This is a genomic window from Pseudomonas sp. CC6-YY-74 (assembly GCF_002025205.1).
Lineage (GTDB): Bacteria > Pseudomonadota > Gammaproteobacteria > Pseudomonadales > Pseudomonadaceae > Aquipseudomonas > Aquipseudomonas paeninsulae.
The window spans coordinates 4335689-4358590 of the sequence record NZ_CP019947.1; the positions used below are offsets into that span (position 1 = coordinate 4335689).

The 22902-nt window shown below is 64.2% G+C and carries 18 protein-coding genes, 1 tRNA gene and 2 pseudogenes; 13 read left to right on the plus strand and 8 right to left on the minus strand.

All coding sequences use genetic code 11. The annotated features are described in order from the left end of the window. Positions 1-157 precede the first annotated feature (157 nt). Positions 158-509, minus strand: a pseudogene (locus tag B2D37_RS23865) (IS3 family transposase); the annotation flags it as partial. A gap of 392 nt (positions 510-901) precedes the next feature. Then, a tRNA-Arg gene (locus B2D37_RS19660) sits at positions 902-978 on the minus strand. A gap of 372 nt (positions 979-1350) precedes the next feature. Here B2D37_RS19660 and gabD point away from each other — a divergent pair. Together gabD and gabT are read left to right on the plus strand one after the other, a co-directional pair. Further along, positions 1351-2799 (plus strand): NADP-dependent succinate-semialdehyde dehydrogenase, encoded by a 1449-nt coding sequence (gene gabD, locus B2D37_RS19665; protein ID WP_079204287.1) that lies wholly within the window; start codon positions 1351-1353, stop codon positions 2797-2799. A gap of 262 nt (positions 2800-3061) precedes the next feature. After that, positions 3062-4342, plus strand: a complete 1281-nt coding sequence (gene gabT, locus B2D37_RS19670; protein WP_079204288.1) for a 4-aminobutyrate--2-oxoglutarate transaminase — start codon at positions 3062-3064, stop codon at positions 4340-4342. 133 nt (positions 4343-4475) lie between these two features. Here the strand turns inward: gabT and B2D37_RS19675 are convergent, their stop codons facing one another. After that, positions 4476-4892 carry a hypothetical protein gene (locus tag B2D37_RS19675; protein WP_079204289.1) on the minus strand — a complete coding sequence of 139 codons (417 nt, stop codon included), beginning with the start codon at positions 4890-4892 and terminating at the stop codon, positions 4476-4478. A 231-nt stretch (positions 4893-5123) separates the two neighbouring features. On the opposite strand from B2D37_RS19675, the gene arsS reads away from it, so the two are divergent. Genes arsS through B2D37_RS19705 form a run of 6 tightly spaced genes read left to right on the plus strand, consistent with a single transcriptional unit; the run spans position 5124 to position 11876 of the window. After that, positions 5124-6101 (plus strand): arsenosugar biosynthesis radical SAM (seleno)protein ArsS, encoded by a 978-nt coding sequence (arsS, locus tag B2D37_RS19680; protein ID WP_218190399.1) that lies wholly within the window; start codon positions 5124-5126, stop codon positions 6099-6101. A gap of 36 nt (positions 6102-6137) precedes the next feature. Continuing rightward, positions 6138-7523: a sodium:solute symporter gene (locus tag B2D37_RS19685; RefSeq protein WP_079204291.1), complete on the plus strand. Its 1386-nt coding sequence runs from the start codon at positions 6138-6140 to the stop codon at positions 7521-7523. Between the two features lie 9 nt (positions 7524-7532). Further along, the gene (locus tag B2D37_RS19690; protein ID WP_079204292.1) at positions 7533-8051 is read left to right on the plus strand and encodes a redoxin domain-containing protein; all 519 of its coding nucleotides are present in this window, start codon (positions 7533-7535) and stop codon (positions 8049-8051) included. A gap of 2 nt (positions 8052-8053) precedes the next feature. Next, positions 8054-9025 (plus strand): hypothetical protein, encoded by a 972-nt coding sequence (locus B2D37_RS19695; RefSeq protein ID WP_079204293.1) that lies wholly within the window; start codon positions 8054-8056, stop codon positions 9023-9025. Then, positions 9022-11163 (plus strand): FAD-dependent oxidoreductase, encoded by a 2142-nt coding sequence (locus tag B2D37_RS19700; RefSeq protein WP_079204294.1) that lies wholly within the window; start codon positions 9022-9024, stop codon positions 11161-11163. The genes B2D37_RS19695 and B2D37_RS19700 overlap by 4 nt, the downstream gene beginning before the upstream one ends. Beyond that, a complete protein-coding gene (locus B2D37_RS19705) occupies positions 11163-11876 on the plus strand; it encodes a DUF3047 domain-containing protein (RefSeq protein ID WP_177345250.1) in 714 nt (237 codons plus the stop codon). The genes B2D37_RS19700 and B2D37_RS19705 overlap by 1 nt, the downstream gene beginning before the upstream one ends. Before the next feature lie 39 nt (positions 11877-11915). Here B2D37_RS19705 and B2D37_RS19710 read toward each other — a convergent pair. Further along, positions 11916-12050: pseudogene (locus tag B2D37_RS19710) on the minus strand (rubredoxin); the annotation flags it as partial. Positions 12051-12453: 403 nt separating this feature from the next. Here B2D37_RS19710 and B2D37_RS19715 point away from each other — a divergent pair. The 5 genes from B2D37_RS19715 (at position 12454) to B2D37_RS19735 (ending at position 18968) form a co-directional block, all read left to right on the plus strand. Further along, complete coding sequence (locus B2D37_RS19715) at positions 12454-12732, plus strand: helix-turn-helix domain-containing protein (RefSeq protein WP_079204296.1); 279 nt, start codon at positions 12454-12456, stop codon at positions 12730-12732. Further along, positions 12729-13805 (plus strand): FAD-dependent oxidoreductase, encoded by a 1077-nt coding sequence (locus tag B2D37_RS19720; RefSeq protein WP_079204297.1) that lies wholly within the window; start codon positions 12729-12731, stop codon positions 13803-13805. The genes B2D37_RS19715 and B2D37_RS19720 overlap by 4 nt, the downstream gene beginning before the upstream one ends. A 248-nt stretch (positions 13806-14053) precedes the next feature. Continuing rightward, a complete protein-coding gene (locus tag B2D37_RS19725; protein ID WP_371915461.1) occupies positions 14054-15583 on the plus strand; it encodes a methyl-accepting chemotaxis protein in 1530 nt (509 codons plus the stop codon). Positions 15584-16089: 506 nt separating this feature from the next. After that, the gene (locus tag B2D37_RS19730; protein ID WP_079204299.1) at positions 16090-17454 is read left to right on the plus strand and encodes a glutamine synthetase family protein; all 1365 of its coding nucleotides are present in this window, start codon (positions 16090-16092) and stop codon (positions 17452-17454) included. A 212-nt stretch (positions 17455-17666) separates the two neighbouring features. After that, positions 17667-18968: an NAD(P)/FAD-dependent oxidoreductase gene (locus B2D37_RS19735; RefSeq protein ID WP_371915462.1), complete on the plus strand. Its 1302-nt coding sequence runs from the start codon at positions 17667-17669 to the stop codon at positions 18966-18968. 186 nt (positions 18969-19154) lie between these two features. Here B2D37_RS19735 and B2D37_RS19740 read toward each other — a convergent pair whose 3' ends face one another. The 4 genes from B2D37_RS19740 to cysT all read right to left on the minus strand — a co-directional run bounded on the left by B2D37_RS19740 (position 19155) and on the right by cysT (position 22793). Further along, positions 19155-19886, minus strand: coding sequence for a hypothetical protein (locus tag B2D37_RS19740; RefSeq protein WP_079204301.1), 732 nt, complete (start codon positions 19884-19886; stop codon positions 19155-19157). 230 nt (positions 19887-20116) lie between these two features. Then, positions 20117-21088 (minus strand): sulfate/molybdate ABC transporter ATP-binding protein, encoded by a 972-nt coding sequence (locus B2D37_RS19745; RefSeq protein WP_079204302.1) that lies wholly within the window; start codon positions 21086-21088, stop codon positions 20117-20119. 3 nt (positions 21089-21091) lie between these two features. Continuing rightward, positions 21092-21964, minus strand: coding sequence for a sulfate ABC transporter permease subunit CysW (gene cysW / locus B2D37_RS19750; protein ID WP_079204303.1), 873 nt, complete (start codon positions 21962-21964; stop codon positions 21092-21094). A 10-nt stretch (positions 21965-21974) separates the two neighbouring features. Then, on the minus strand, positions 21975-22793 hold the full coding sequence (cysT, locus tag B2D37_RS19755) for a sulfate ABC transporter permease subunit CysT (RefSeq protein ID WP_079204304.1): 819 nt from the start codon (positions 22791-22793) through the stop codon (positions 21975-21977). Positions 22794-22902 lie beyond the last annotated feature (109 nt).

Genomic DNA, 22902 nt, shown 5'->3' on the forward strand with positions numbered 1-22902 from the left:
TCCATCGCGAGCGTTTTGCCCTAAGGGGAGAAAACACTAAATGTAGGCTGACGTGCCGCTATCAGAGACGGTCCTTGTCGCTGCAGGCGCCAATCACTGACAACACAACCACGGGTTAGTGCAGGTCTACGGGCTGGGTTTTCACCTGGGTGACGGGCGGAATGTTGCGCAGCGTCACGGTCGCTTGTCGCTCGACCTCGCTCAACGCATTGCGCAGCACTGATCGCACGGTCGTCGTTCGGGCATTAGCCTCGATAACGTCTGCTTCGATCCAGCGCTGCAAGGTTCTGCGCGACAGACCGACCTCCTGATAAACCCTGACTTTTCTGGTTCCTGCTGCAATGGCTTCGGCCAACCACGCCACGAGTAACTGCCGTTCCAGCAAAGACGGCAGTTGTCCTCGTTGTCGGTTCCTAGTAGTTGTTGAGCTAGTTTCGCAGCGCCAGCAACGCGGCCTTTTCGGCCAGCGCCTTGTCTTTGTGGCGTAATTCACGCTCAAGGTCCTGGACGCTACCTTCGGCAGCAAAAAAAAGGGGCGAGTTTTTGACCAGCTAGTTGCAGGGGAAAAGGATTTTCGTTCTCTGGGCGCCGGACATTTTCCATTCAGCTTTAGCTCTCAAGCTGTCGAGCTTTGGTGGCGCTCTGTCTCGGCGGCAGATTCGTTTTGCCTCCAGCGTCACGACCAGCTAACAGCGGGCGTGAGTGGGATGCTGGCGCCAATGACGACACAAGCTGAACGAGTATGACCAGTGATGGAGGTTTCCTTCCTTATATGAAGGGTAGTGGTCATTTTTCGGCGAGGGGTTTGGGAAGTGCTTCGGGTTAAGGCACGGTTTAGGCACAGAATTGGCACAGCCCAAAACAAAAGGCCCTAGGTTTTCACCTAAGGCCTTGTTTTATATGGTGCACCAGGCGGGATTCGAACCCACGACCACTGCCTTCGGAGGGCAGTACTCTATCCAGCTGAGCTACTGGTGCAGCGCGGCGCAATCATACGCATCTCGCGCGCGGGCGTCCATGCTGGTGGCATTGTGTGTGATTGCGCACAACCGCAGCGGGTTAGTCGTGAGTGATCGCCAGAACAGCCCTTGATCGGATGGGTCGTTAATTTTTTCGAACAGACTATTGCCCTTTACCCCTCATGACCCTAGGATTCGTTTGAGATTTCAAACGATCTTGCTGAAACCGTTCGGAACTCTGTGCAGTCCGGATCAATCTTAGGCAGACCGATTGGCGAAAATTGATAGAGCACAGCATCGTGCCCGTCCAAACATCTTTATATGGCCGCCTGCCCGTCGTGCCAACAACAACCGTCCGACGCCTGGGTGTCGCGATGAGAAGGAGAAGGTCATGCAATTGAAAGACACCCAGCTGTTCCGCCAACAGGCGTATATCGACGGCACCTGGCTGGACGCCGACAGCGGCCAGACCATCAAGGTCACCAACCCGGCCACCAACGAAGTCATCGGTAGCGTGCCGAAGATGGGCGCCGCGGAAACCCGCCGTGCCATCGAAGCCGCCAACCGTGCCTTGCCGGCCTGGAGCGCACTGACCGCCAAGGAGCGTTCGAACAAGCTGCGCCGCTGGTTCGAACTGCTGATCGAGAACCAGGACGACCTCGGCCGCCTGATGACCCTGGAACAGGGCAAGCCGCTGGCCGAAGCCAAGGGCGAAATCGTCTACGCCGCATCTTTTATCGAGTGGTTCGCCGAAGAAGCCAAGCGCATCTATGGCGACGTGATTCCGGGCCATCAGCCGGACAAGCGCCTGATCGTGCTCAAGCAGCCGATCGGCGTGACCGCGGCCATCACCCCATGGAACTTCCCTGCGGCGATGATCACCCGTAAAGCTGGCCCGGCCCTGGCCGCCGGTTGCACCATGGTGATCAAGCCGGCTTCGCAGACGCCGTTCTCCGCCTTGGCCCTGGTGGTCCTGGCCGAGCGCGCCGGTATTCCGAAAGGCGTCTTGAGTGTGGTCACCGGCAGCGCCGGCGACATCGGTGGCGAGCTGACCAGCAACCCGATCGTGCGCAAGCTGAGCTTCACCGGCTCGACCGAGATCGGTCGCCAGCTGATGGCTGAATGCGCCAAGGACATCAAGAAGGTGTCCCTGGAGCTGGGCGGTAACGCACCCTTTATCGTCTTCGACGATGCCGACCTGGATAAGGCGGTCGAAGGCGCGCTGATCTCCAAATACCGCAACAACGGCCAGACCTGCGTCTGTGCCAACCGCCTGTATATCCAGGACGGCGTATATGACGCCTTCGCCGAGAAGCTGAAAGTCGCGGTGGCCAAGTTGCAGATCGGTAACGGTCTGGACGAAGGCACCACCACCGGCCCGCTGATTGACGACAAGGCCGTAGCCAAGGTCCAGGAACACATCGCCGACGCCATCAGCAAGGGGGCCAAGCTGCTCACCGGTGGCAAGCCGCACGCCCTGGGTGGCAGCTTCTTCGAACCGACCATCCTCACCGACGTGCCGAGCAACGCCGCAGTGGCCAGGGAAGAGACCTTCGGCCCACTGGCGCCGCTGTTCCGCTTCAAGGACGAGGCCGAGGTGATCGCCATGGCCAACGACACCGAATTCGGTCTGGCCTCCTACTTCTATGCCCGCGACATGAGTCGCGTGTTCCGCGTGGCCGAAGCCCTGGAATACGGCATGGTCGGCGTCAATACCGGGTTGATCTCCAATGAAGTGGCACCGTTCGGTGGCATCAAGGCGTCTGGCCTCGGCCGCGAAGGCTCGAAGTACGGCATTGAGGACTATCTGGAAATCAAATACCTCTGCCTGGGCATCTAGTCGGTCGCTACTGCGCTTCGCTGATGCTGCGTTGGCCAGGCCGGGAAAAATGCTCATTGGCAAAAGCCAACTGTGCTTTTTCCCGGCCCCGCCTGACCTTCGCTCGCTACGCTCCGTGAGAGTGGTGTATCGGTCAGGCAAACGAATTATTCCCCCGTGGCCGGGAGGGCTGTAGCAGTCGATCATCGTATGCTGCTGCCGCGCTTACCCGGTCATTTCATCCTTGAACCACGCCGACCGATGAGCGGCGAATGAGGACATTATGAGCAAGACCAACGAATCCCTGATGCAACGCCGCACCGCCGCCGTCCCCCGTGGCGTGGGCCAGATCCACCCGATCTTCGCCGACCGCGCAGAAAACGCCACGGTCATCGACGTCGAGGGCCGCGAGTTCATCGACTTCGCCGGCGGCATCGCGGTGCTCAACACCGGCCACCTGCACCCGAAAGTCATCGCCGCGGTGCAGCAGCAGCTGACCAAGCTGACCCACACTTGCTTCCAGGTGCTGGCCTACGAGCCCTACGTCGAGCTGTGCGAGAAGATCAACGCCAAGGTGCCGGGCGACTTCGCCAAGAAGACCCTGCTGGTCACCACCGGCTCCGAAGCGGTGGAGAACGCGGTGAAGATCGCCCGCGCCGCCACCGGCCGTGCCGGGGTGATCGCCTTCACCGGCGCTTACCACGGTCGCACCATGATGACCCTCTCGCTGACCGGCAAGGTTGCGCCTTACTCGGCCGGCATGGGCCTGATGCCCGGCGGTGTGTTCCGCGCCCAGTACCCCTGCGAGCTGCACGGGGTCAGCGTCGACGACGCCATCGCCAGCATCGAGCGGGTGTTCAAGAACGACGCCGAGCCGCGCGATATCGCCGCGATCATCATCGAGCCGGTGCAGGGTGAGGGCGGTTTCTATATTGCGCCAAAAGCCTTCATGCAGCGTTTGCGCGGCCTCTGCGATCAGCACGGCATCCTGCTGATCGCCGACGAAGTGCAGACCGGCGCCGGGCGTACTGGCACCTTCTTCGCCATGGAACAGATGGGCGTGGCCGCCGACCTGACCACCTTCGCCAAATCCATCGCCGGTGGCTTCCCGGTGGCGGGCGTGTGCGGCAAGGCCGAGTACATGGATGCCATCGCTCCGGGTGGCCTGGGCGGCACCTACGCCGGTAGCCCGATTGCCTGCGCCGCGGCGCTGGCGGTGATGCAGGTGTTCGAGGAAGAGCAGCTGCTGGAGCGCTGCCAGGCAGTCGGCGAGCGCCTGGTCAGCGGTCTTGAAGCCATCGCCGCCAAGCACAAGAGCATTGGCGAGGTGCGCGCTCTGGGCGCGATGATCGCCATGGAGCTGTGCGAGGACGGCGATCTGCATAAACCGAATGCCACGCTGACCGGTCAGATTGTCGCCAAGGCGCGCGACAAGGGCTTGATCCTGCTGTCCTGCGGCACCTACGGCAACGTGCTGCGGGTGCTGGTGCCGCTGACCGCCGAAGACGCCCTACTGGACAAGGGCCTGGCGATCATCGAAGAGTGCTTCGACGAACTGGCGTAAACGACGCTGGAAAAAAGACTCGCTTTGGCGGGTCTTTTTTTGGGATTTTTTCGTCGGGCTAACGGGCTAACGGGCTAACGGGCTAGCGGGCTGGTGTGATTGTGCGCCTGCCCGCGGAGGCGGTGCCGCGCCGTTAACGGCCCTGGAAGGTGCGGATGAAGATCAGGGTGCCGACCCCCCAGGCGCCATTGAGCAGGAAACCGATCAGAAAGCGCCCCGGCAATTGCGCCGGATCAAAGCCCATCCCCTTGAGCGGGAACACCACCAGCAGCGCCACCGTGGTCAGGGCGATGCCGCCGAACAACAGGCCCTTGAGCCAGGGCACCGGCTTACCCTCCTGCCAGCGCAATGCGGCGACCATCAGTACTCCCCAGAGACCACCCCAGAAGCACGCCGACAGCCAGGCGGGCACCTGCAGCGGCGCGGTGGCCGCAATGGAGAAGGGCGCGAAGGGCACCACGCCGTAGGCGTGCAGCAGGCCGAGCAGCGGTTGATGAAAACAGATCACCGCGAGAAAACCGGCGATAAAGGCGAATACCCAGCGTTGCATGGACGTCTTCTCCTGTGAGTAGTGGAACGCGACTATAGGTGTCACGCTGCCGCAGTGGCCAGTCTCGGCAGCCTAGCAAATGTCCGTGCATAAGCACGGCTGGCAGGGGGCGCGCCGGTTACTATAGTGGGCCATCCGGCGCGGCGCCTTGTAACGCCGGCTTCGCTCTGCACTCTAATCAAGCAGAACCACGCCACCGGCATTCACCCAAGGAGACTCGCTGTGCACGCCATGCTGCCTCTGCTCGACCAACTGGCTTTTCCGGCGCTGCGCCGCGGCCACTTGGAAGCCTTGCAGATCAACCTGACTTATCGCTGCAACCAGCGTTGCCTGCATTGCCACGTCAACGCCGGGCCGACCCGCAGCGAGGCGATGACCGACGACAGCCTGGCGCTGCTGCATCAGGTGATCGATGCCCATCCGGTGCACACCCTGGATCTGACCGGCGGCGCGCCGGAGATGCATCCGCGCTTCCGCGAGATTGTCCAGCATGCGCGACGCGAGGGGCTGCGGGTGATCGACCGCTGCAACCTGACCATTCTCAGCGAGCCGGGCTATGAAGACCTGGCCGTCTTTCTCGCCGAACAGGGCGTTGAGGTTAGCGCCTCCTTGCCCTGCTACTCGCGCGATAACGTCGACAAGCAGCGCGGCGATGGCGTGTTCGATGCCAGCATCAAGGGCCTGCAACAGCTTAATGCCCTGGGCTATGGCCAGCCCGGCAGCGGCTTGCTGCTCAATCTGGTGTACAACCCGCAAGGTGCGAGCCTGCCGCCGCCGCAAGCCGCGCTGGAGGCCGATTACAAACTTCACCTGGCCGAAGACTTCGGCATTCAGTTCAACCACTTGCTGTGCATCACCAACCAGCCGATCGCACGTTTCGGCAGCACCCTGGTCAGCAAGGGCCAGTTCAATACTTACATGCAGTTACTGCGCGACAGCTACCGCCCGGAAAATATCGAAGCGCTGATGTGCCGCAGCCTGGTCAGCGTCGACTGGCAGGGTTACCTGTACGACTGCGACTTCAACCAGATGCTCGATTTGCCACTTGAGCTGCAGGGCCGCTTGATCGGCCGTCAACGTCCGCACCTGCGCGACCTGCTTGGCGCCAACCTGGATGGCAACCCCATCGTCACCCGCGATCACTGTTTTGCCTGCACCGCCGGGCAGGGCTCCAGTTGCAGCGGTGCCCTGGATTCCCAGGACGTCTGACACCCCGGCAGTGTTCTGCTCAATAAGGATTGATCTATGCAACCCACCAGTATCACCGGGCTGTTTTTCTGGGGTTTTCTGCTGGCCTACGGCGTATTGATGCTGGCGCTGGCGCCCCGCGCCGTGACCCTCGGCGGCTTCTTCAATGGCGAGGATAGCCAGGGCCGTAGTGCCGCGCCCTGGTTGCTGACTTCGAGCATCTTCATCAGCTGGATCTTCGCCAAGTCGGTGACCAACGCCGCCAACCTGGGCGCCAGTTACGGCCTGGTCGGCGGCCTGGCTTACGCCATGTACTGGCTGTCGATCCCGCTTACCGGCTTCGTCATCTACCGCCTGCGCCGCCGCTTCGCCGCCACCGGGCTGGTGAGTTTTCTCAGCAGCCACTACGGCCGTGGCGCTGCCCTGGCGTTTTCCGCGGCCATCCTGATCCGCCTGTTCAACGAGGTGTGGAGCAACACCGCGGTGGTCGGTGGTTATTACGGTGACTCCGGCAGCCTTGAATTCATCGGCGCCGCGCTGCTGTTTACCGCCGTGACCCTGGCCTATAGCCTGCGCGGCGGGCTGCGCAGTTCGATCCTTACCGACGCGGCGCAGGCGGCGATCTTTATCGTCGCGCTGATCTGGGTGCTCGGCCTGGTGCTGCCGCAACATTCGCCTGCCGAGCTGGTCAGCACCAGTCACTGGGGGCTGAATGCCGGTGTCGATCTGCTCCTGGTCGCCGGCCTGCAAGCCTTCAGCTACGGTTTTCACGACCCGGTGCTGACCGACCGCGGCTTTATCAGTGAAGAGAAAACCATGCGCCGCTCCTTTGTGATCGCCGGGGTGCTGGGTTTTTTCGCCATTCTGGCCTTCAGCCTGATCGGCGTGCACGCCCAACTGACTGGCCTGGCCGCTTCGGACAACGTGCCGGCGGCCCTGGCCAAGACCCTGGGTATCGGCGCGCTGATGGTGATGACGGTGGTGATGGTCTCGGCCGCCGGTTCGACCCTGGACTCGACCTTCTCCAGCCTGGCCAAACTGGCCGGCCGCGAATTGCCGAAGCTGGCCGGCCGTGACCTGGGGCAGAAGGCCATAGGCGTGGGCATGGCGGTGATGGTGCTGTTTGCCTTGTTCGGCAACCTGCCGATGATTGCCGGCACCGACATCCTCAAGGCCACTACCATCAGCGGCACCATGGTCATCGGCCTGGCGCCGGTGTTCATCCTGCATGGCCTGGTGCGGCCGACCCGGCTGGGCTTTCACCTGAGCTTCTGGTGCGGCCTGCTATTGGGCGTGGCGCTGGCCGTCGGCTGGATACCGTCCAGCTGGGCAATCGGTGATGGCAAGTACGCCCTGCTTTTGGGGACTAACCTATATGGTCTGCTGTTGTGCATCCTCGGCTACCTGCTGCCGGGGCTTACCCCTTCACCTGCAACCCGCTAGGAGATTGTCATGACTCATCTGCTTCCTCGCCACGTTGTTCCGGCCCTGAGCGCTGCGCTGATGCCCGAAGGGCAGTGGACACTGAATCAAGATAAACCGAAGAACTTCACCTTGCTGGTGTTCTATCGCGGCCTGCATTGTCCGATCTGCCGCAAATCCTTGCAGGAACTCAATGGCCAGGTCGAGCGCTTCGCCGACCAGGGCGTCGAGGTGATTGCCCTGTCCTGCGACAGCCTTGAGCGCGCACAGAAGACCCAGGCCAACTGGGCGATCGACAAGGTCCGCCTCGGCTATGGCCTGAGTCTCGATGAAGCGCGGCGCTGGGGCTTGTTCGTCTCGGCGGCCAAGCCCGGCTCCGAAGAGCCGGAGCACTTCTCCGAGCCGGGCGTGTTCCTGGTGCGCCCGGATGGCACGTTGTACATGTCGTCGATCAACAGCATGCCGTTCGCCCGTCCGCATTTCGACGAGATCCTCGGCGCGGTGGACTACATCATCGCGAACGGTTACCCGGCGCGCGGAGAGGCCTGAGAATGAACCTGCGTTCCGGCCGTGATTGCCCGCTGGACTACCGCCTGGAGACAGGTGCCTTCGCTGGCCCGGCGCTGTTCGACTGCGACAGCCTGTATGTGATCGGTGGTTTGTATGGCAATCGGCAAGCGCTGGTTGCGTTCGAAGCCCTGCTGGCCGACGAGCCGGGTGCGCGGGCGGTGTTCAACGGCGATGCCCACTGGTTCGACCGCGACCCGGTTATTTTCCAGGCCATCGAGCAGGGCTTGAGCGGGCACCTGGCCTTGCGCGGCAATGTCGAAACCGAACTCGGGCGTGCGCATGACAGCGGCGCCGGTTGCGGCTGCGCCTACCCGCTCACGGTAGACGACGCGCTGGTGCAGCGTTCCAATGCCATCCAGGCCGAGCTGAACCAGACAGTGCGCCACTTGCCGGGCATGGCCGCGCGACTGGCCGCCCGCCCGGCGACTGCGCTGGTCAGCGTCGGCGGCCAGCGGGTGGCGATCAGTCACGGTGACGAACAGTCCCTGGCCGGCTGGAATTGCGCCCGCGAAGCGCTGGCCGAGCCTGAGCGTCAGCAGCAACTGGGTCAGTGGCTGGCGAGCAATCGGCTCCGGGTGCTGGCTACCAGTCACACCTGCACGGCCGTGGCGTTGAACTTACCCCAGGCGGCGTTGATCAATAACGGCGCGGCCGGATTGCCGAACTTTGCTGGCGGCCGCTATGGGTTGGTCAGCCGTATCGCCACCACGCCACACCCGGCAGCGCTGTATCGCTGCCAGCGCGATGGTCTGTTTATCGAGGCACTGCCGTTGAACTACGCTCACGACGCATTTCTTGCCGACTTCGACCGCCAGTGGCCAGCCGGCAGCCCGGCGGCGCGGTCTTATCGCTCCCGAATTCTTGGGGCCTGCGCGGAGCAACCGCAGCAGGCTCTGCTGGCCGGCTTCAGCCTGTGCCAAAGCCTCTGCGCACTGGAGGCGCTGGATCTATGAATAGTCGCAAACTGGCCTTGATGGGCCTGATCCTGGCGTTGCTCGGCAGCTTCTTTGTCTTCGACCTTGGCCAGTACCTCAACCTGGATACGCTCAAGGCGCAGCAGGCGGCGCTTAACGCCCAGGTCGCGAGCAATCCCTGGCAGGCGGCCGGACTGTTCTTCCTCGCCTATGTCGCCGTCACGGCCTTGTCGCTGCCCGGCGCGGCGTTGATGACCCTGCTCGGCGGGGCGCTGTTTGGTTTGCTCGAAGGCTTGGTACTGGTGTCCTTCGCCTCCACGATGGGCGCGACCCTGGCCATGCTCAGCAGTCGCTTTCTGCTGCGCGACTGGGTGCGTGAGCGCTTTGGTCAACGCCTGGCCGGGATCGATGCCGGGGTCGAGCGCGAAGGCGCCTTCTACCTGTTCGCCCTGCGCCTGGTGCCGGTGTTCCCATTCTTCCTGATCAACCTGGCCATGGGCCTGACCCGGCTGCCCGCGCGCACCTACTGGTGGGTCAGCCAGCTGGGCATGCTGCCGGGCACGCTGGTCTATGTGAACGCCGGTCGCGAGCTGGGTCAGCTGGAGTCGCTAGGCGGAATTCTCTCGCCGGGGCTGCTCGGTGCCTTCATCCTGCTCGGCCTGTTCCCCCTGATTGCGCGCAAGCTGCTCGGCCTGGTGCAGGCCCGGCGGGTGTATGCCGGCTGGCTCAAGCCCGATTCCTTCGACCGTAATCTGCTGGTGATTGGCGCCGGTGCCGGTGGCCTGGTCAGTGCCTACATCGCTGCGGCGGTGAAGGCCAAGGTCAGCCTGATCGAAAAGCACCAGATGGGCGGCGACTGCCTGAACACCGGCTGCGTGCCGTCCAAGGCGCTGCTGCGTTCGGCCAGGCTGGCCCATGAGCTGAAGCAGGGCGAGGCGCTGGGCTTCAGCGGCGTGCGCGGCAGCGTGGATTTTCCCGCGGTGATGCAGCGCATTCAGCGGGTGATTGCCGACATCGCACCGCACGATTCGGTCGAGCGCTACAGCGGGTTAGGCGTAGAGGTGATCCAGGGCGAAGCCAAGCTCACCTCGCCCTGGACCGTGGAGGTGGGCGGCCAGACCCTGAGTAGCCGCAGCATCATTATCGCTGCCGGCGCGCGCCCGCTGGTGCCGAAAATCCCCGGTGTCGAGCTGGTGCAGGGCTACACCTCGGATACCATCTGGAACCTGCGTGAGCAGCCGCGCTGGCTGCTGGTGCTGGGCGGCGGGCCGATTGGCTGCGAGCTGGCCCAGGCCTTTCAACGCCTCGGCAGCCAGGTGATTCAGGTCGAATTGGCCGAGCGCCTGATGCCGCGCGAGGATGCCGATGCCAGCGAACTGGTCCTCGCCAGCCTGCAGGCCGACGGCGTGGATGTACGCCTGCAGCACCGTGCCGAGCGCTTCGAACTGGTCGATGGCGAGCAGCGCATGATTGCCCGCCGTCTCGACACCGGCGAGGAGGTGACCATCGCCTTCGACTGCCTGCTGCTGGCCCTCGGCCGGGTGGCCAATGTCAGCGGCTACGGGGTCGAGGAGCTGGGCCTGGTGGTGCGCCCCAACGGTACCCTGGAAACCGACGAATACCTGGCCACGCGCCTGCCCAACATCTATGCGGTGGGTGATGTCACCGGGCCTTATCAGTTCACCCATGTCGCCGCGCACCAGGCCTGGTACGCCGCGGTCAATGCGCTGTTCAGTGGCTTCAAGCGCTTCAAGGCGGACTACCGGGTGATTCCCTACTGCACCTTCACCGACCCGGAAGTGGCGCGGGTCGGCCTCAGCGAAGGCGAAGCCAAGGCGCAGAACATTGCCTATGAAGTGACCCGCTACGGCATCGACGACCTCGACCGGGCGATTGCCGACGAGGCCGCCCATGGCTATGTGAAGGTGCTCACCGTGCCAGGCAAGGACAAGATTCTCGGTGTGTGCATCGCCGGTGAGCATGCCGGCGAACTGCTCGCCGAATACGTGCTGGCGATGAAGCACAACCTCGGCCTGAACAAGATTATCGGCATCATCCACAGTTACCCGACCATGGCCGAGGCCAACAAGTACGCAGCCGGCGAATGGAAGCGCGCCCATGCACCGCAACGGCTATTGCGCTGGGTCGAGCGTTTCCATGCCTGGAGACGAAACTGATGCGCGCACTGCTGCTCGGCCTGGCGCTGCTGGCCCCCCTGGCCCAGGCGCAGAACGCGCTGACGCCCTGGACCGCCGGCCCGCCGCAAGACGAGTGGTCGGCGCCCTGGCGCCTGGCGGATATCCCTAAACTCAAGCCTTCGGCGCGCAGCCTGGTCGAGCAGGACGGGCGCGCCGTCTTGCGCATCCAGGCCGACGCGGCAGCCGGCGGCTTGCTGCATCCGCTCGATCTGCCCGGCGACCAGCCCTGGCAACTGAGCTGGCAATGGCGCAGCGAGCAACGCCTGGACCAGGCACGCTTTGCCACCCGCGAGGGTGACGACTATGCCGCCAGGGTCTATGTGTTGCTGGATTACCCGCTGGCCAGCCTGCCGTTCCTGACCCGGCAGAAGCTGCGTCTGGCGCGCACCTTCTACGACTCCAGTTTGCCGGCGGCGACCCTCAGCTACGTCTGGGACAACCGCGTGGCTCCCGGTACCCATGCGCGCAGCGCCTACACCGAACAGGTCGAAATGCTCGCACTGCGTGGTCCAGAAGCGCCGCTCGGGCAGTGGCTGACGGAGACTCGCGATCTGCGCGCCGACGCCATCGCCGCCTTCGGCAGCGCGCCGCAGCGCATTCTCGGGGTGGTCTTCGCCGCCGACAGCGACAACACCGGCGAGCGCGTCGAGAGCTTTTTTGCCGAGGCGCAATTGCGTGTCGAGGCTCCCTGAGCGCCGCTGGTTAGCGTCCTGCAGGTCGAAAGCGCTCTCGCTCACCGCGCCATCCGGGCACCGCCAGTCGTCCGGCACCTCGCTCCAGGGCGTGCTGGCGGCGCTGCCCTGGTCCGGCCAGCCGGCGCTTTCGTCATAGGCCCGTCCGCAGACGATGCAGGTCCAGGTCTTCATGCCGTTACCGCGTTGTTCAGGGAGCGCTGGTTGAGGTCGAAGTCGACCAGCGCCGCAGCGCCAGCAGCGTCAGGCGATTCAGATTCGCCAGGTAGTCACGGTACTCGGCGAGCCGCTGTAACCGCGCCCGCGTTCAGGCGGTCTGGGTCTGCGCCGCCGGCTGCCCCTGGGCCGCCGAGATACAGCGCCGAGGACATCCTGATGCTTGGGCGGGCGGCAGCGCTGGCGCCATCACCAGTTGGCGAATATGCGCCGATCGTTGTTGCTCATTTATCTGGGCAACACTTGTGGGAGAAAGGGACATGCCTACAGCCTATGCTTGAACATGCTGCTACTGTGCCGCGACAGTCGGCCAGCCGCCGGACCCTGAACGCCAACCTGTTGACCGGACACGCCAATCTGCATGACTGATGAACCCACCACCCTGGCCAGCTGGACCCGCGGCCTGCGCAAGCAGGGCGATGCGCTGGCCGCGCTGTGCAGTGAGGTCGGGCTGAAACCCCGCCTGCTCGCCGCGACCCGTCAGAGCCTGGCCTTGCAGCATGTGCGCGACCCGCGCGGCTCGATCGGCGAGCGTGCCTGCCTACTCGGTTTCGCCGACACCAGCAGCTTCAGTCGGGCCTTCACGCGCTGGGCCGGACAGGCGCCCAGCCATTACCGCGACGGACTCAAACAGCCATGAGCCACTACGATTTAATCCTGATCGGTGCCGGCCATGCCCACCTCGGCGTGCTGCGCCGTTGGGCGCGGGTCGAGCGGCCGCCAGGGCGCATTGCTCTGCTCAGCGCCGGGCATGAGGCCTGGTACTCGGGCATGCTGCCGGGCTTGCTGGCCGGGCGGCACGTCGCGGCCGATTGCCAGATCGAACTGGCGCCACTGTGCCGGGCGGCCAAGGTCGAGCTGATTGTCGGCGCAGCCGAAACACTGACTGCCGTGCAGCAACAGGTGCAACTGGCCGATGGCCGCAGCCTGAATGCCGATTGGCTGTCGTTGAATGTCGGTGGTCAAGTTGCCTGCCCGCCGCAACAGGGTGCTGGCATGCAGGTGCTGGCGGTCAAACCCTTCGCCGACTTTCTCAGCGGCTGGCAGAACTGGCAGGCGGATCCGCAGCCGCTGGCAATTCTCGGCGGTGGCGCGGCCGGGGTCGAGTTGGCCCTGGCCTTGGCCGATCAGGTGCCGCAGCTGGCCCTGTTCTGCCGCGGGCCATTGCTCGCCGGACACTCGGCGGGCCTGCGCATGCGCGCCCTCGGCCATTTGCGCCAGCGCCGCGTGCGGGTGCGCGAAGACTGCCCGATCAGCCGCATCGACGGCGACTGCCTGACCAGCGGGATGGCGCCGGTCTGGCGTGGCCCGCGCCTGCTCCTGGCCAGTGGCGCACAGGCCTTGCCCTGGCTGGCGCAGAGCGGCCTGGACTGCGATGCAGACGGCTTCGTGCAGATCGCCGCGACCCTGCAAAGTCATTCCCATCCGCACATTTTTGCCGTCGGCGACTGCGCCAGCCTGCCTGGTGCGCGCAAGAGCGGCGTGTATTCGGTGCGTCAGGCGCCTGTCCTGGCGGCCAACCTCAACGCGGCGCTGCGTGGCTTGCCGCTGCGCGACTATCGTGCGCAACGGCAGAGTCTGGCGCTGCTTGCCACTGGCGATGGCGGCGCCTTGCTCAGTTGGCGTGGTTACAGCGCCGATGGGCAACTGTTCGGGCGCTGGAAGGATTACCTCGACCGCGGGTTTATCCAGCGCCATCGCCTTTCCGGTTAGCCGTGTGCGACCAAAGTGTCATGGTCTGGCGTGGCTATGCGTGATCGAATCAACCTCCGCTGCGCGGGTGGTTGCCGAGACCGGCTGCCGGCCGCCTGCTGCAGATAGTCCCGCAGTGCGCGTACGGCTCAGGCACTTGAGCGGCAGCTGCGCAAGTAAGAAAGCAGTAGGCCCCCGGTTTCGCCAGAATAAAAACGATGAGGTCCGTCATGAGCACTGCCGTTACCCGCTCTCCCGCCGCCTGCGTCATGCACATACTCGGGCTGGTCGCCGTGATCATCACCTACCAGCAATTCCAGCTGCCTGGCTACCTGAGCATTGGCTTGTTCCTGCTGCTGGCCCTGTGGCCCTGGTTCGGCCCCTGGCGGCGTGGCGCCGCCGCGGCGTCGGCAAGCAGCGCGGCGAGCACGGATTTCGCCAAGCTGAGCCAGAACCTGTCGCAACACACCTGCCATAACGCCTTGTCCGCCGCCCAGGTGGCGCATGCGGTGCAGCAACTGGCCGATAAGCTGAAGTCGCAGTTGCTCGCGGTCGAGCAGATCAGCCAGGGTGCCGACGCGATCACCCACACCGAACAGGACAGTGCCCGGCGTGCCGAACAGACCCTGAAGGCAGCGCATACCGTGCGTCAGAGCAGTGCCGACGGCCAGCAGGCGTTGCTCCAGGCGATTGCCCGGATGCAGCGCTTGAGCGCGCAGACGGCGGCCAGCCGCGAGTTGATCGACGGCCTGAGCAGCCGCACCGAACAGATCGAGAAGGTTACTCAGGTGATCCAGTCGATTGCCAGCCAGACCAACCTGCTGGCGCTCAATGCCGCCATCGAAGCGGCGCGCGCCGGCGAGCAGGGCCGTGGTTTCGCGGTGGTCGCCGATGAGGTGCGCAACCTTGCCGCGCGCACCGCCACGGCCACCGAGGAAGTCGGCCAGATGGTCAGCGATATCCGCCAGCAGAGCACGGCGGTAGTGGCGCATATTCAGGAACAGGCCAGTGAGCTGGATCAGACCGCGCAGCAGGTCGAGGAGACTGGCGGGCAGTTGCACGGTATCGCCGAGCTGGCCGTGGATGTGGAAAACCAGGTGGCGCAGATCAGCGCTGGCGCCGCGAGCAATCATGAGCGTCTGGCCAGCCTGTTCGTCGCCGTCGAGCAATTGCGCGGCGACGTGCATGCCAGCGAGGCGCAGACCCGTCAGCTGGGAGATGCCGCCGGGCGCCTGGTCGGCCAGGCCGAGACCGTCAGCGAGCAGCTCGCCGCGGTGGGGCTGGACGATTATCACCAGCGCATCTATGACCTTGCCTGCGAAGGAGCCGCGAGCATCGCCGCCCAGTTCGAGGCCGACATCCAGGGCGGCCGGGTTGGCCTCGACGACCTCTTCGACCGTCACTATCAGCCGGTTTCGGGCAGCTTCCCGGCCAAGTACCAGACCCGCTTCGACCGCTACGCCGATCAGGTCTTGCCGGCGCTGCAGGAACCGCTGCTGGCGCGCCACGAAGGTCTGGTGTTTGCCATCGTCAGCACCCCGGAAGGCTACGTGCCGACCCACAACAATGCCTTCAACCACCCGCCCAGTGGCGACCGCGTACGCGATACGGCGAAGAGCCGCAGCAAGCGCCTGTTCAACGACCGTACCGGCATCCGTTGCGGCAGTCACCAGAAACCCCTGCTGCTGCAGACCTACATGCGCGACACCGGCGAGCTGATGCACGACCTGTCCGTGCCGATTCAGGTGCAGGGCCGCCATTGGGGCGGCTTGCGCCTGGGTTACAAGCCGGAGCCATAGGCGCCTAACGCCTTCCTGCGGCCTGCATCGCCGCGAGGGCGGGTGACGCACATGGCGATGGGACATGCCGCAAACCGTCAGCCACGGGCGCGGCCCTTGCATCAGAGCAACCGCCTGGCCACAGGCGCTTTGCGTGCAGGCCGCTAACCTGCAGCCGAGTCGAATGTTTAGCGCTGCCATAACTGAACATGTGAAAAGTCGGATTTAACTGTCACTTGGCTCTGTGCGAGCCTCTTCAGTCATGAGTTCCCCCTGAGTTGTCTGTTTCGGCCCCTGTTCTTTCCGTCTCGACGGGAACGACTGTTCTTCGGCGCCGATCGGCTCAATCCGTTGCTGCCTGAAATCCTCGCGTTCTGGGCGTTATGGCATTGCCGTCATGCCCGCCCACCGGATAGCGCTGTCGTTCTAGTCTGAATAAGTCGGCTGCACCCGTGTGCAGCCCTTCCGATGATTGTGTCCGGCCGCCATCGACCGGACGTGCGCCCTTTGGCGCTAACGAGAGCCTCATGCCATTCGCCTCCGTGCAAGATGCCCAGGAATTCCTGGCACAAAACCCCGATATCGAACTGTTCGAGCTATTCATCCTCGACGCCAATGGCGTGCCGCGTGGCAAATTGCTGCACCGCGACGAGCTGCTTGCCGTGTATGCCACTGGCCGGCCGCTGCCGAGCACCATCCTCGGCCTGAGCATCAACGGCGACGACGTCGAGGACACTGGCCTGGTCTGGGAGGTTGGCGACATAGACTGCCGCGCCTACCCGCTGGCCGGCAGCCTGACCCGCATGCCCTGGCGGCAGATCCCCACCGCCGCGGTGCAGGTCAGCATGCACCCCAGCGAAGGCATGCCGGCCACCGTCGCCGACCCACGGCACCTGCTGACGCGGGTGATCGATGGACTCAAGGCCGAGGGCTACCACCCGGTGATGGCCTGCGAGCTGGAGTTCTACCTGCTCGACCAGCAGCGCGACAGCCAGGGGCGTCCGCAGCCGGCGCTCGACCGTGACGGCGGCCGTCCGCGCAGCACCCAGGTCTATGGCCTGCGCGAGCTGGAGCAGATCGAACCGTTTCTCAAAGACCTCTACGCCGCCTGTAAACTGCAGGGCATCCCGGCACGCACGGCGATTTCCGAATACGCGCCGGGTCAGGTGGAGATAACCCTGGAACACGGCGACGCACTCGAGGCCATGGACCAGGCGGTACGCTACAAGCGCTTGGTCAAGGGCGTTGCGCATAAGCACGGGATGCAGGCCTGCTTCATGGCCAAGCCGTTCGATCACCTGGCCGGCACCGGCATGCACATGCATGTCAGCCTGGCCGACGAGCAGGGTCGTAACCTGTTCGCCAGCGAGCAGCCTGCCGGCACCCCGTTGCTGGGCCAGGCGGTCGCGGGCATGCTGGCGACCCTGCTCGACTCGTTGTTGCTGTTCTGCCCTAACGCCAACTCCTACCGGCGCTTCCAGGCCAACAGCTACGCGCCGCTGGCTTTGAGCTGGGGCGTGGACAACCGCACCGTGAGCCTGCGCGTGCCTGGCGGGCCGGCCATTACCCGGCATATCGAGCACCGCATCTGTGGCGCCGATGCCAATCCTTACCTGGCAGCGGCGGCAATTCTCGCTGGTATCCATCGGGGCATCCGCGAGCAGCTCGATCCGGGCGCACCGATCGAGGGCAACGGCTATGCCCAGGCCAAGGAGTTGCTGCCCACCGACTGGCTGATTTCGATCCAGGCCCTGGAGCAGTCAACCTGGGCACGTGAAGCGTTGGGCCACGAGTTTCTCGGCGTGTACCTGGCAATCAAGCGCGCCGAGTACCGTCAGTTCATGGCCGAGGTCGGTGAGCAGGACTGGCGCTGGTACCTGAGCAACGCCTGATCCGATCCCTTCAAGCTTCTCGGCTAAAGCCCCTCCCACGATCCGTCATCTGTGGGCGGGCTTTAGCCGCGAAGCAATCGAGCAGGCAGCCGTGCGGACTTTTACCGGATCGCCTCCGGACCAGGCCTGAGACTCACCGAATTTCGGGGTGGGAAGGAAACGCTGCGCGGTTGCCACCCTGCAGACAAGGAACATTGCCCATGACCGCCGCTATCAATGCCGTGATCCCCGCAGCCGAGCGCTGCCCGTCCTACTACAGCGCCAGCCTCAACCAGGAAACCGACTACCCGCCGCTCAGGGGCGAGGTGCATGTCGATGTGGTGATCATCGGTGGTGGTTTTACCGGGGTCGCCAGCGCCGTCGAACTGGCCGAGCGCGGCCTCAAGGTGGCCATCGTCGAGGCCAACAAGATTGGCTGGGGCGCCACCGGGCGCAATGGCGGCCAGGTCACCGGCAGCCTGTCGGGCGACTCGGCCATGCGCAAGCAGATGCGCAACAAGCTCGGCGAGGAGGTCGATGACTTCATCTGGCACCTGCGCTGGCGCGGGCACGCCATCATCAAGCACCGGGTGGAGAAGTACGCTATCCAGTGCGATCTCAAGCACGGCCACCTGCACGCGGCGATGAAACCGGTGCATCTGCAGGAGTTGGAGGTCGCGCATGCTGAAGCTGTGCGCCATGGCATGGCCAGCGACGTGACCCTGCTCGATCGCGCCGGCGTGCAGAACCATCTGGCCAGCGACCTCTACTGTGGCGCGCTGAAGAACACCCGCAACATGCACCTGCACCCACTGAACCTGTGTATCGGTGAAGCCAAGGCAGCGACGAGCCTCGGTGCGCTGATCTTCGAACATTCCGAGGTGCTGCAGATCGTCCATGGCGCCAACCCGGCGGTGGTCACCGCCGGGGGGCGGGTCAACGCCAAGCAGGTGCTGCTGGCCGGCGATGTGTACCACAAGCTGGAGGCGAAACAGCTCAAGGGCATGATCTTTCCGGCCATGGGCGGCATCGTCACCACCGCGCCGCTGGGCGAGCTGGCCGAGCAACTCAACCCCCAGGACCTGGCCGTCTACGACTGTCGTTTCGTCCTCGACTACTACCGCCTGACCGCCGACCAGCGCCTGCTGTTTGGTGGTGGCTGCAACTACTCGGGGCGCGACTCGCGAGACATCGCCGCCGAACTGCGCCCGGGCATCGAGCGCACCTTTCCACAGCTCAAGGGGGTGGCGATCGACTTCCAGTGGAGCTGCGCCATGGGCATCGTGATCAACCGCATCCCCCAGCTCGGCAAGCTCTCGGACAACGTCTGGTACTGCCAGGGCTACTCCGGCCACGGCATCGCCACCAGCCACATCATGGGTGAGATCATGGCCAACGCCCTGACCGGCACCCTCGGCCAGTTCGATACTTTCGCCGCCTGCAAACAGATCAAGGTGCCGCTCGGCGATCTGTTCGGCAACCCGATGCTGGCCGCCGGCATGTGGTACTACCGGATGTTGGAGACGCTGCGCTGATCGCTTGGTGTTTGGATAGGCTGGCCAACGCGGCGCTTGTCCGCCGCCTGCCCGGCCACCCAATGGGGCGGCCGCCTGGCGCAGGCGCGGCAGAACCTGCGCCTCGGTCTGCGTTTCGGTTTTGATGGTCGCGCTGCTGTGGCTTTGCCTGTGGGCGGGCGCGTTGCTGGCGCTGCAGTCGATCGACTACATCGCCATCCACTGCGCGCTCAGCGCGCGGGTATGGCGATACACTGTCATGGGCGCAAAGGCTCGGCCGGAGACGCTTTGCAGGGCGCTGCTCTGGCTGTTCAGATCGTTTAGCGCGGCTTTCAGGTATTCCCAGCGGGCCTTCAGCTTGCTCAGGTCGGAGGCATCCAGCGTGGCCAGTTCGCCAACGATGGAGGGCACCAGCTTGCGCTCGTCCTGGCCGAGGTAGGTATCGGTCTGCTCACGGGCGATTTCGAAGTTGCCCAGATAGGAGCGGCTCAGGTACTGCACGGCGAGGTATTCGAGCTTGGCGGCCAGCTCGCTGTCGCCCTCAGGCGACAGCTGACGGGCTTCGTGCAGTGCGCCCAGCAGCGCCTTGCTCAGCTCTTCCGGGTAGCGCCAGGGCATGTCTGCTTCGTTCGGGCCAAAGGCCACGCCACGACGAATCTGCAGCACCAGTTCCTGGTGTGCGTTGCGCAGGGCATCGCTGCCTTGCGGCAGGCTTTGCACCGCGCCGGCCAGTGCTTGCAGGTCGGTTTCGAGGGTGTTCAGGTGTTTCTTTTGGAAACCTTCGCCGCGTAACAGCATCAGGCTGCTGGTCGCCCGGCTGGCCTGAACCTGGACCTGTTCCTGCTGGCTGGCCGCCTCGGCGAAAGCCAGCGGTGCGAGATAGGCGAGGGGGCCGAGCAGGCAGAGAAAAATATGACGAAATAACGGCGTGTTGCGCATTCCGGGGTGCTCCTTGTTATTTTTTTGAGCAATGCGGAGACAGAGGGACATATCTATCAACCGCAAGAGGGTACTGCGCCTTCGGCTTGCAAACATGCCTCGAAAGAGTGATTTCGTCGGAAATTTGCCGTCAAGAATTGCTTGTCAGGCGTTGCGGTGTTTATCGAGTTGGAGCGGGTGGGCCTGCGGCGCTCGTCGTCGGCGCTGGCCCACCCATCCCAAGAGGTTGGCTACCCCGCCTTGGGCTTGAAGTACAGGGTTTCACCACGGCTCAGGTTGACCAGGCTGAGGTGATCCTTGGCCACTTCGGCTTCGATCGGCTCGTTCTGCCCGGCGACCTTGAGGGTTACCCGGGTGATGCCGCCGAGCGGACGGATATCACGCACTTCGCCGGCCCGGTGGCCTTCCTCGGCCTGACGCGACAGGTGGATCTCATGCGGGCGGAACAGCACATGATGGTCGTCGCCGACGTACAGGCGGTTGGCGTCACCGAGGAAGTGGTAGACGAAGTCGCTGGCCGGTTGTTCGTAGACCTCGCCCGGCGCGCCGATCTGTTCGATGACACCCTTGTTCATCACCACGATGCGGTCGGCCACTTCCATGGCTTCTTCCTGGTCGTGGGTAACGAACACGCTGGTCAGGTGCACTTCCTCGTGCAAGCGCGCCAGCCAGCGGCGCAACTCCTTGCGCACCTTGGCATCCAGCGCGCCGAAGGGCTCGTCGAGCAGCAGCACTTTTGGCTCCACCGCCAAGGCGCGGGCCAGGGCGATGCGCTGGCGCTGGCCGCCGGACAACTGCTCCGGGTAGCGGTCGGCGAGCCAGTCGAGTTGCACCAGGTCGAGCAGGTCGTGGACCTTCTTCTGGATCTGGTTTTCATTGGGCCGCTCGCCCTTGGGTTTCATGCGCAGGCCAAAGGCGACGTTGTCGAACACGCTCATATGGCGGAACAGCGCATAGTGCTGAAACACGAAACCGACCTTGCGATCACGCACGTCCTGCCGCGACACGTCTTCGCCGTGGAACTGGACGCTGCCGCTGTCCGGGGTTTCCAGGCCGGCAATGATCCGCAGCAGGGTGGTCTTGCCGCAGCCGGAGGGGCCGAGCAGGGCGACCAGTTCGCCACTCTGGATATTCAGGTTGATCTCGTTCAGCGCCTTGAACGCATTGAAGCTCTTGCTGACGTTGCTGATTTCGATACTCATGGCTTATTCCTCCGCGTCGCTATGACGTAGGCGCTTGATGCGTGACTCGCTCCACTGCTTGAGCAGCAGGATGAACAGCGCCAGGATCAGCAACAGGCTGGCGACGCTGAAGGCAGCGACGTGGTTGTACTCGTTGTAGAGAATTTCGATGTGCAGCGGCAGGGTGTTGGTGTAGCCACGGATATGCCCGGAGACGACCGACACCGCGCCGAACTCGCCCATGGCCCGCGCGGTACACAGCACCACGCCGTAGATCAGGCCCCATTTGATATTGGGCAGGGTCACGTGCCAGAACATCTGCCAGCCATTGGCACCCAGCAGGCGCGCGGCTTCCTCTTCCTGGGTGCCCTGTTCCTGCATCAGCGGGATCAACTCGCGGGCGACAAAGGGTACGGTGACGAAAATGGTCGCCAGGACGATGGCCGGCAGGGCGAAGATGATCTGGATATCGCGCTCCTGCAGCCATTCGCCGAAGAAGCCCTGGGCGCCGAACAGCAGCACATAGACCAGGCCGGCAATCACCGGCGACACCGAGAACGGCAGGTCGATCAGGGTCACCAGCAAGCTCTTGCCACGAAACTGGTACTTGCTCACGCACCAGGCGGCGCAGACGCCAAACAGCAGATTGAGCGGCACCGAAATGCCCACCGCGAGCAGGGTCAGCTTCAGCGCGGAGATGGCGTCGGCCTCGAAGATCGCGCCGAAGAAGGTCCCCAGGCCCTGTTTCAGCGCTTCGCTGAGCACGACCAAAAACGGCAGCAGGAGAAACAGCACGAACGCCAGCCAGGCAGCGAGGATCAATAGGTGACGCCCTCGCACGTTGCCGCGCCGCGCGGCATTGGCCGAGGCCGCCGCTGTCAGGGTGATAGACGACATGGCGCGCTCCTCAGGATTTGCCGATCTGGCGCTGCAGCAGGTTGATCAGCAGCAGCAGGATGAAGGACACCACCAGCATCAGCACGCCGATGGCGGTGGCGCCGGTGTAGTCGTACTGGTCGAGCTTGACCATGATCAGCAGCGGCAGGATCTCGGTTTTCATCGGCATATTGCCGGCGATGAATATCACCGAGCCGTACTCGCCGACGCCACGGGCAAAGGCCAGGGAAAAGCCGGTGAGCCAGGCCGGCAGCAGCGCCGGCAGCAGCACATGGCGAACCACCTGCCAGGGCTTGGCGCCCAGGCAGGCCGCGGCTTCTTCGACCTCACGGGGAATATCGGCCAACACCGGTTGTAGGGTGCGCACCACGAATGGCAGGGTGACGAAGGTCAGCGCCAGGGTGATACCGATCGGGGTGTAGGCGATCTTCAGGCCCAGGTCGGTGGCGAACTGGCCGATCAGGCCGCTCGGGGCATAGAGCGCAGTCAGGGCGATCCCGGCGACGGCGGTGGGCAGGGCGAAAGGCAGGTCGATCATCGCCTCGATCACCTTGCGCCCAGGAAAGGTGTAGCGCACCAGCGTCCAGGCCAGCAGGGTGCCGATAATGCCGTTGATGATGGCGGCGGCGAAGGCGGTGGCGAAGCTCAGCTTGAGTGCCGCCAGCACCCGCGGCGCGGAAATGATGGCCCAGAACTCACTCCAGGTGAGCTGGGCCGCGTGGACGAACATGGCTCCCAGGGGGATCAGTACCAACAGACTGAGGTACACCAGGGTGTAACCCAGCGTCAGCCCGAAGCCGGGTATGACGGGGGAAGTTGGGCGGGACATGGCAGGTTCTCGGTTAGCACATGGAGTAGACACGCCACAGGCTTGTCCTCCGGGTCGGTTGGCAGGGGCGCTGGCTGGGCTTTAACCCACCAAACGGTCGGTGGTTTCT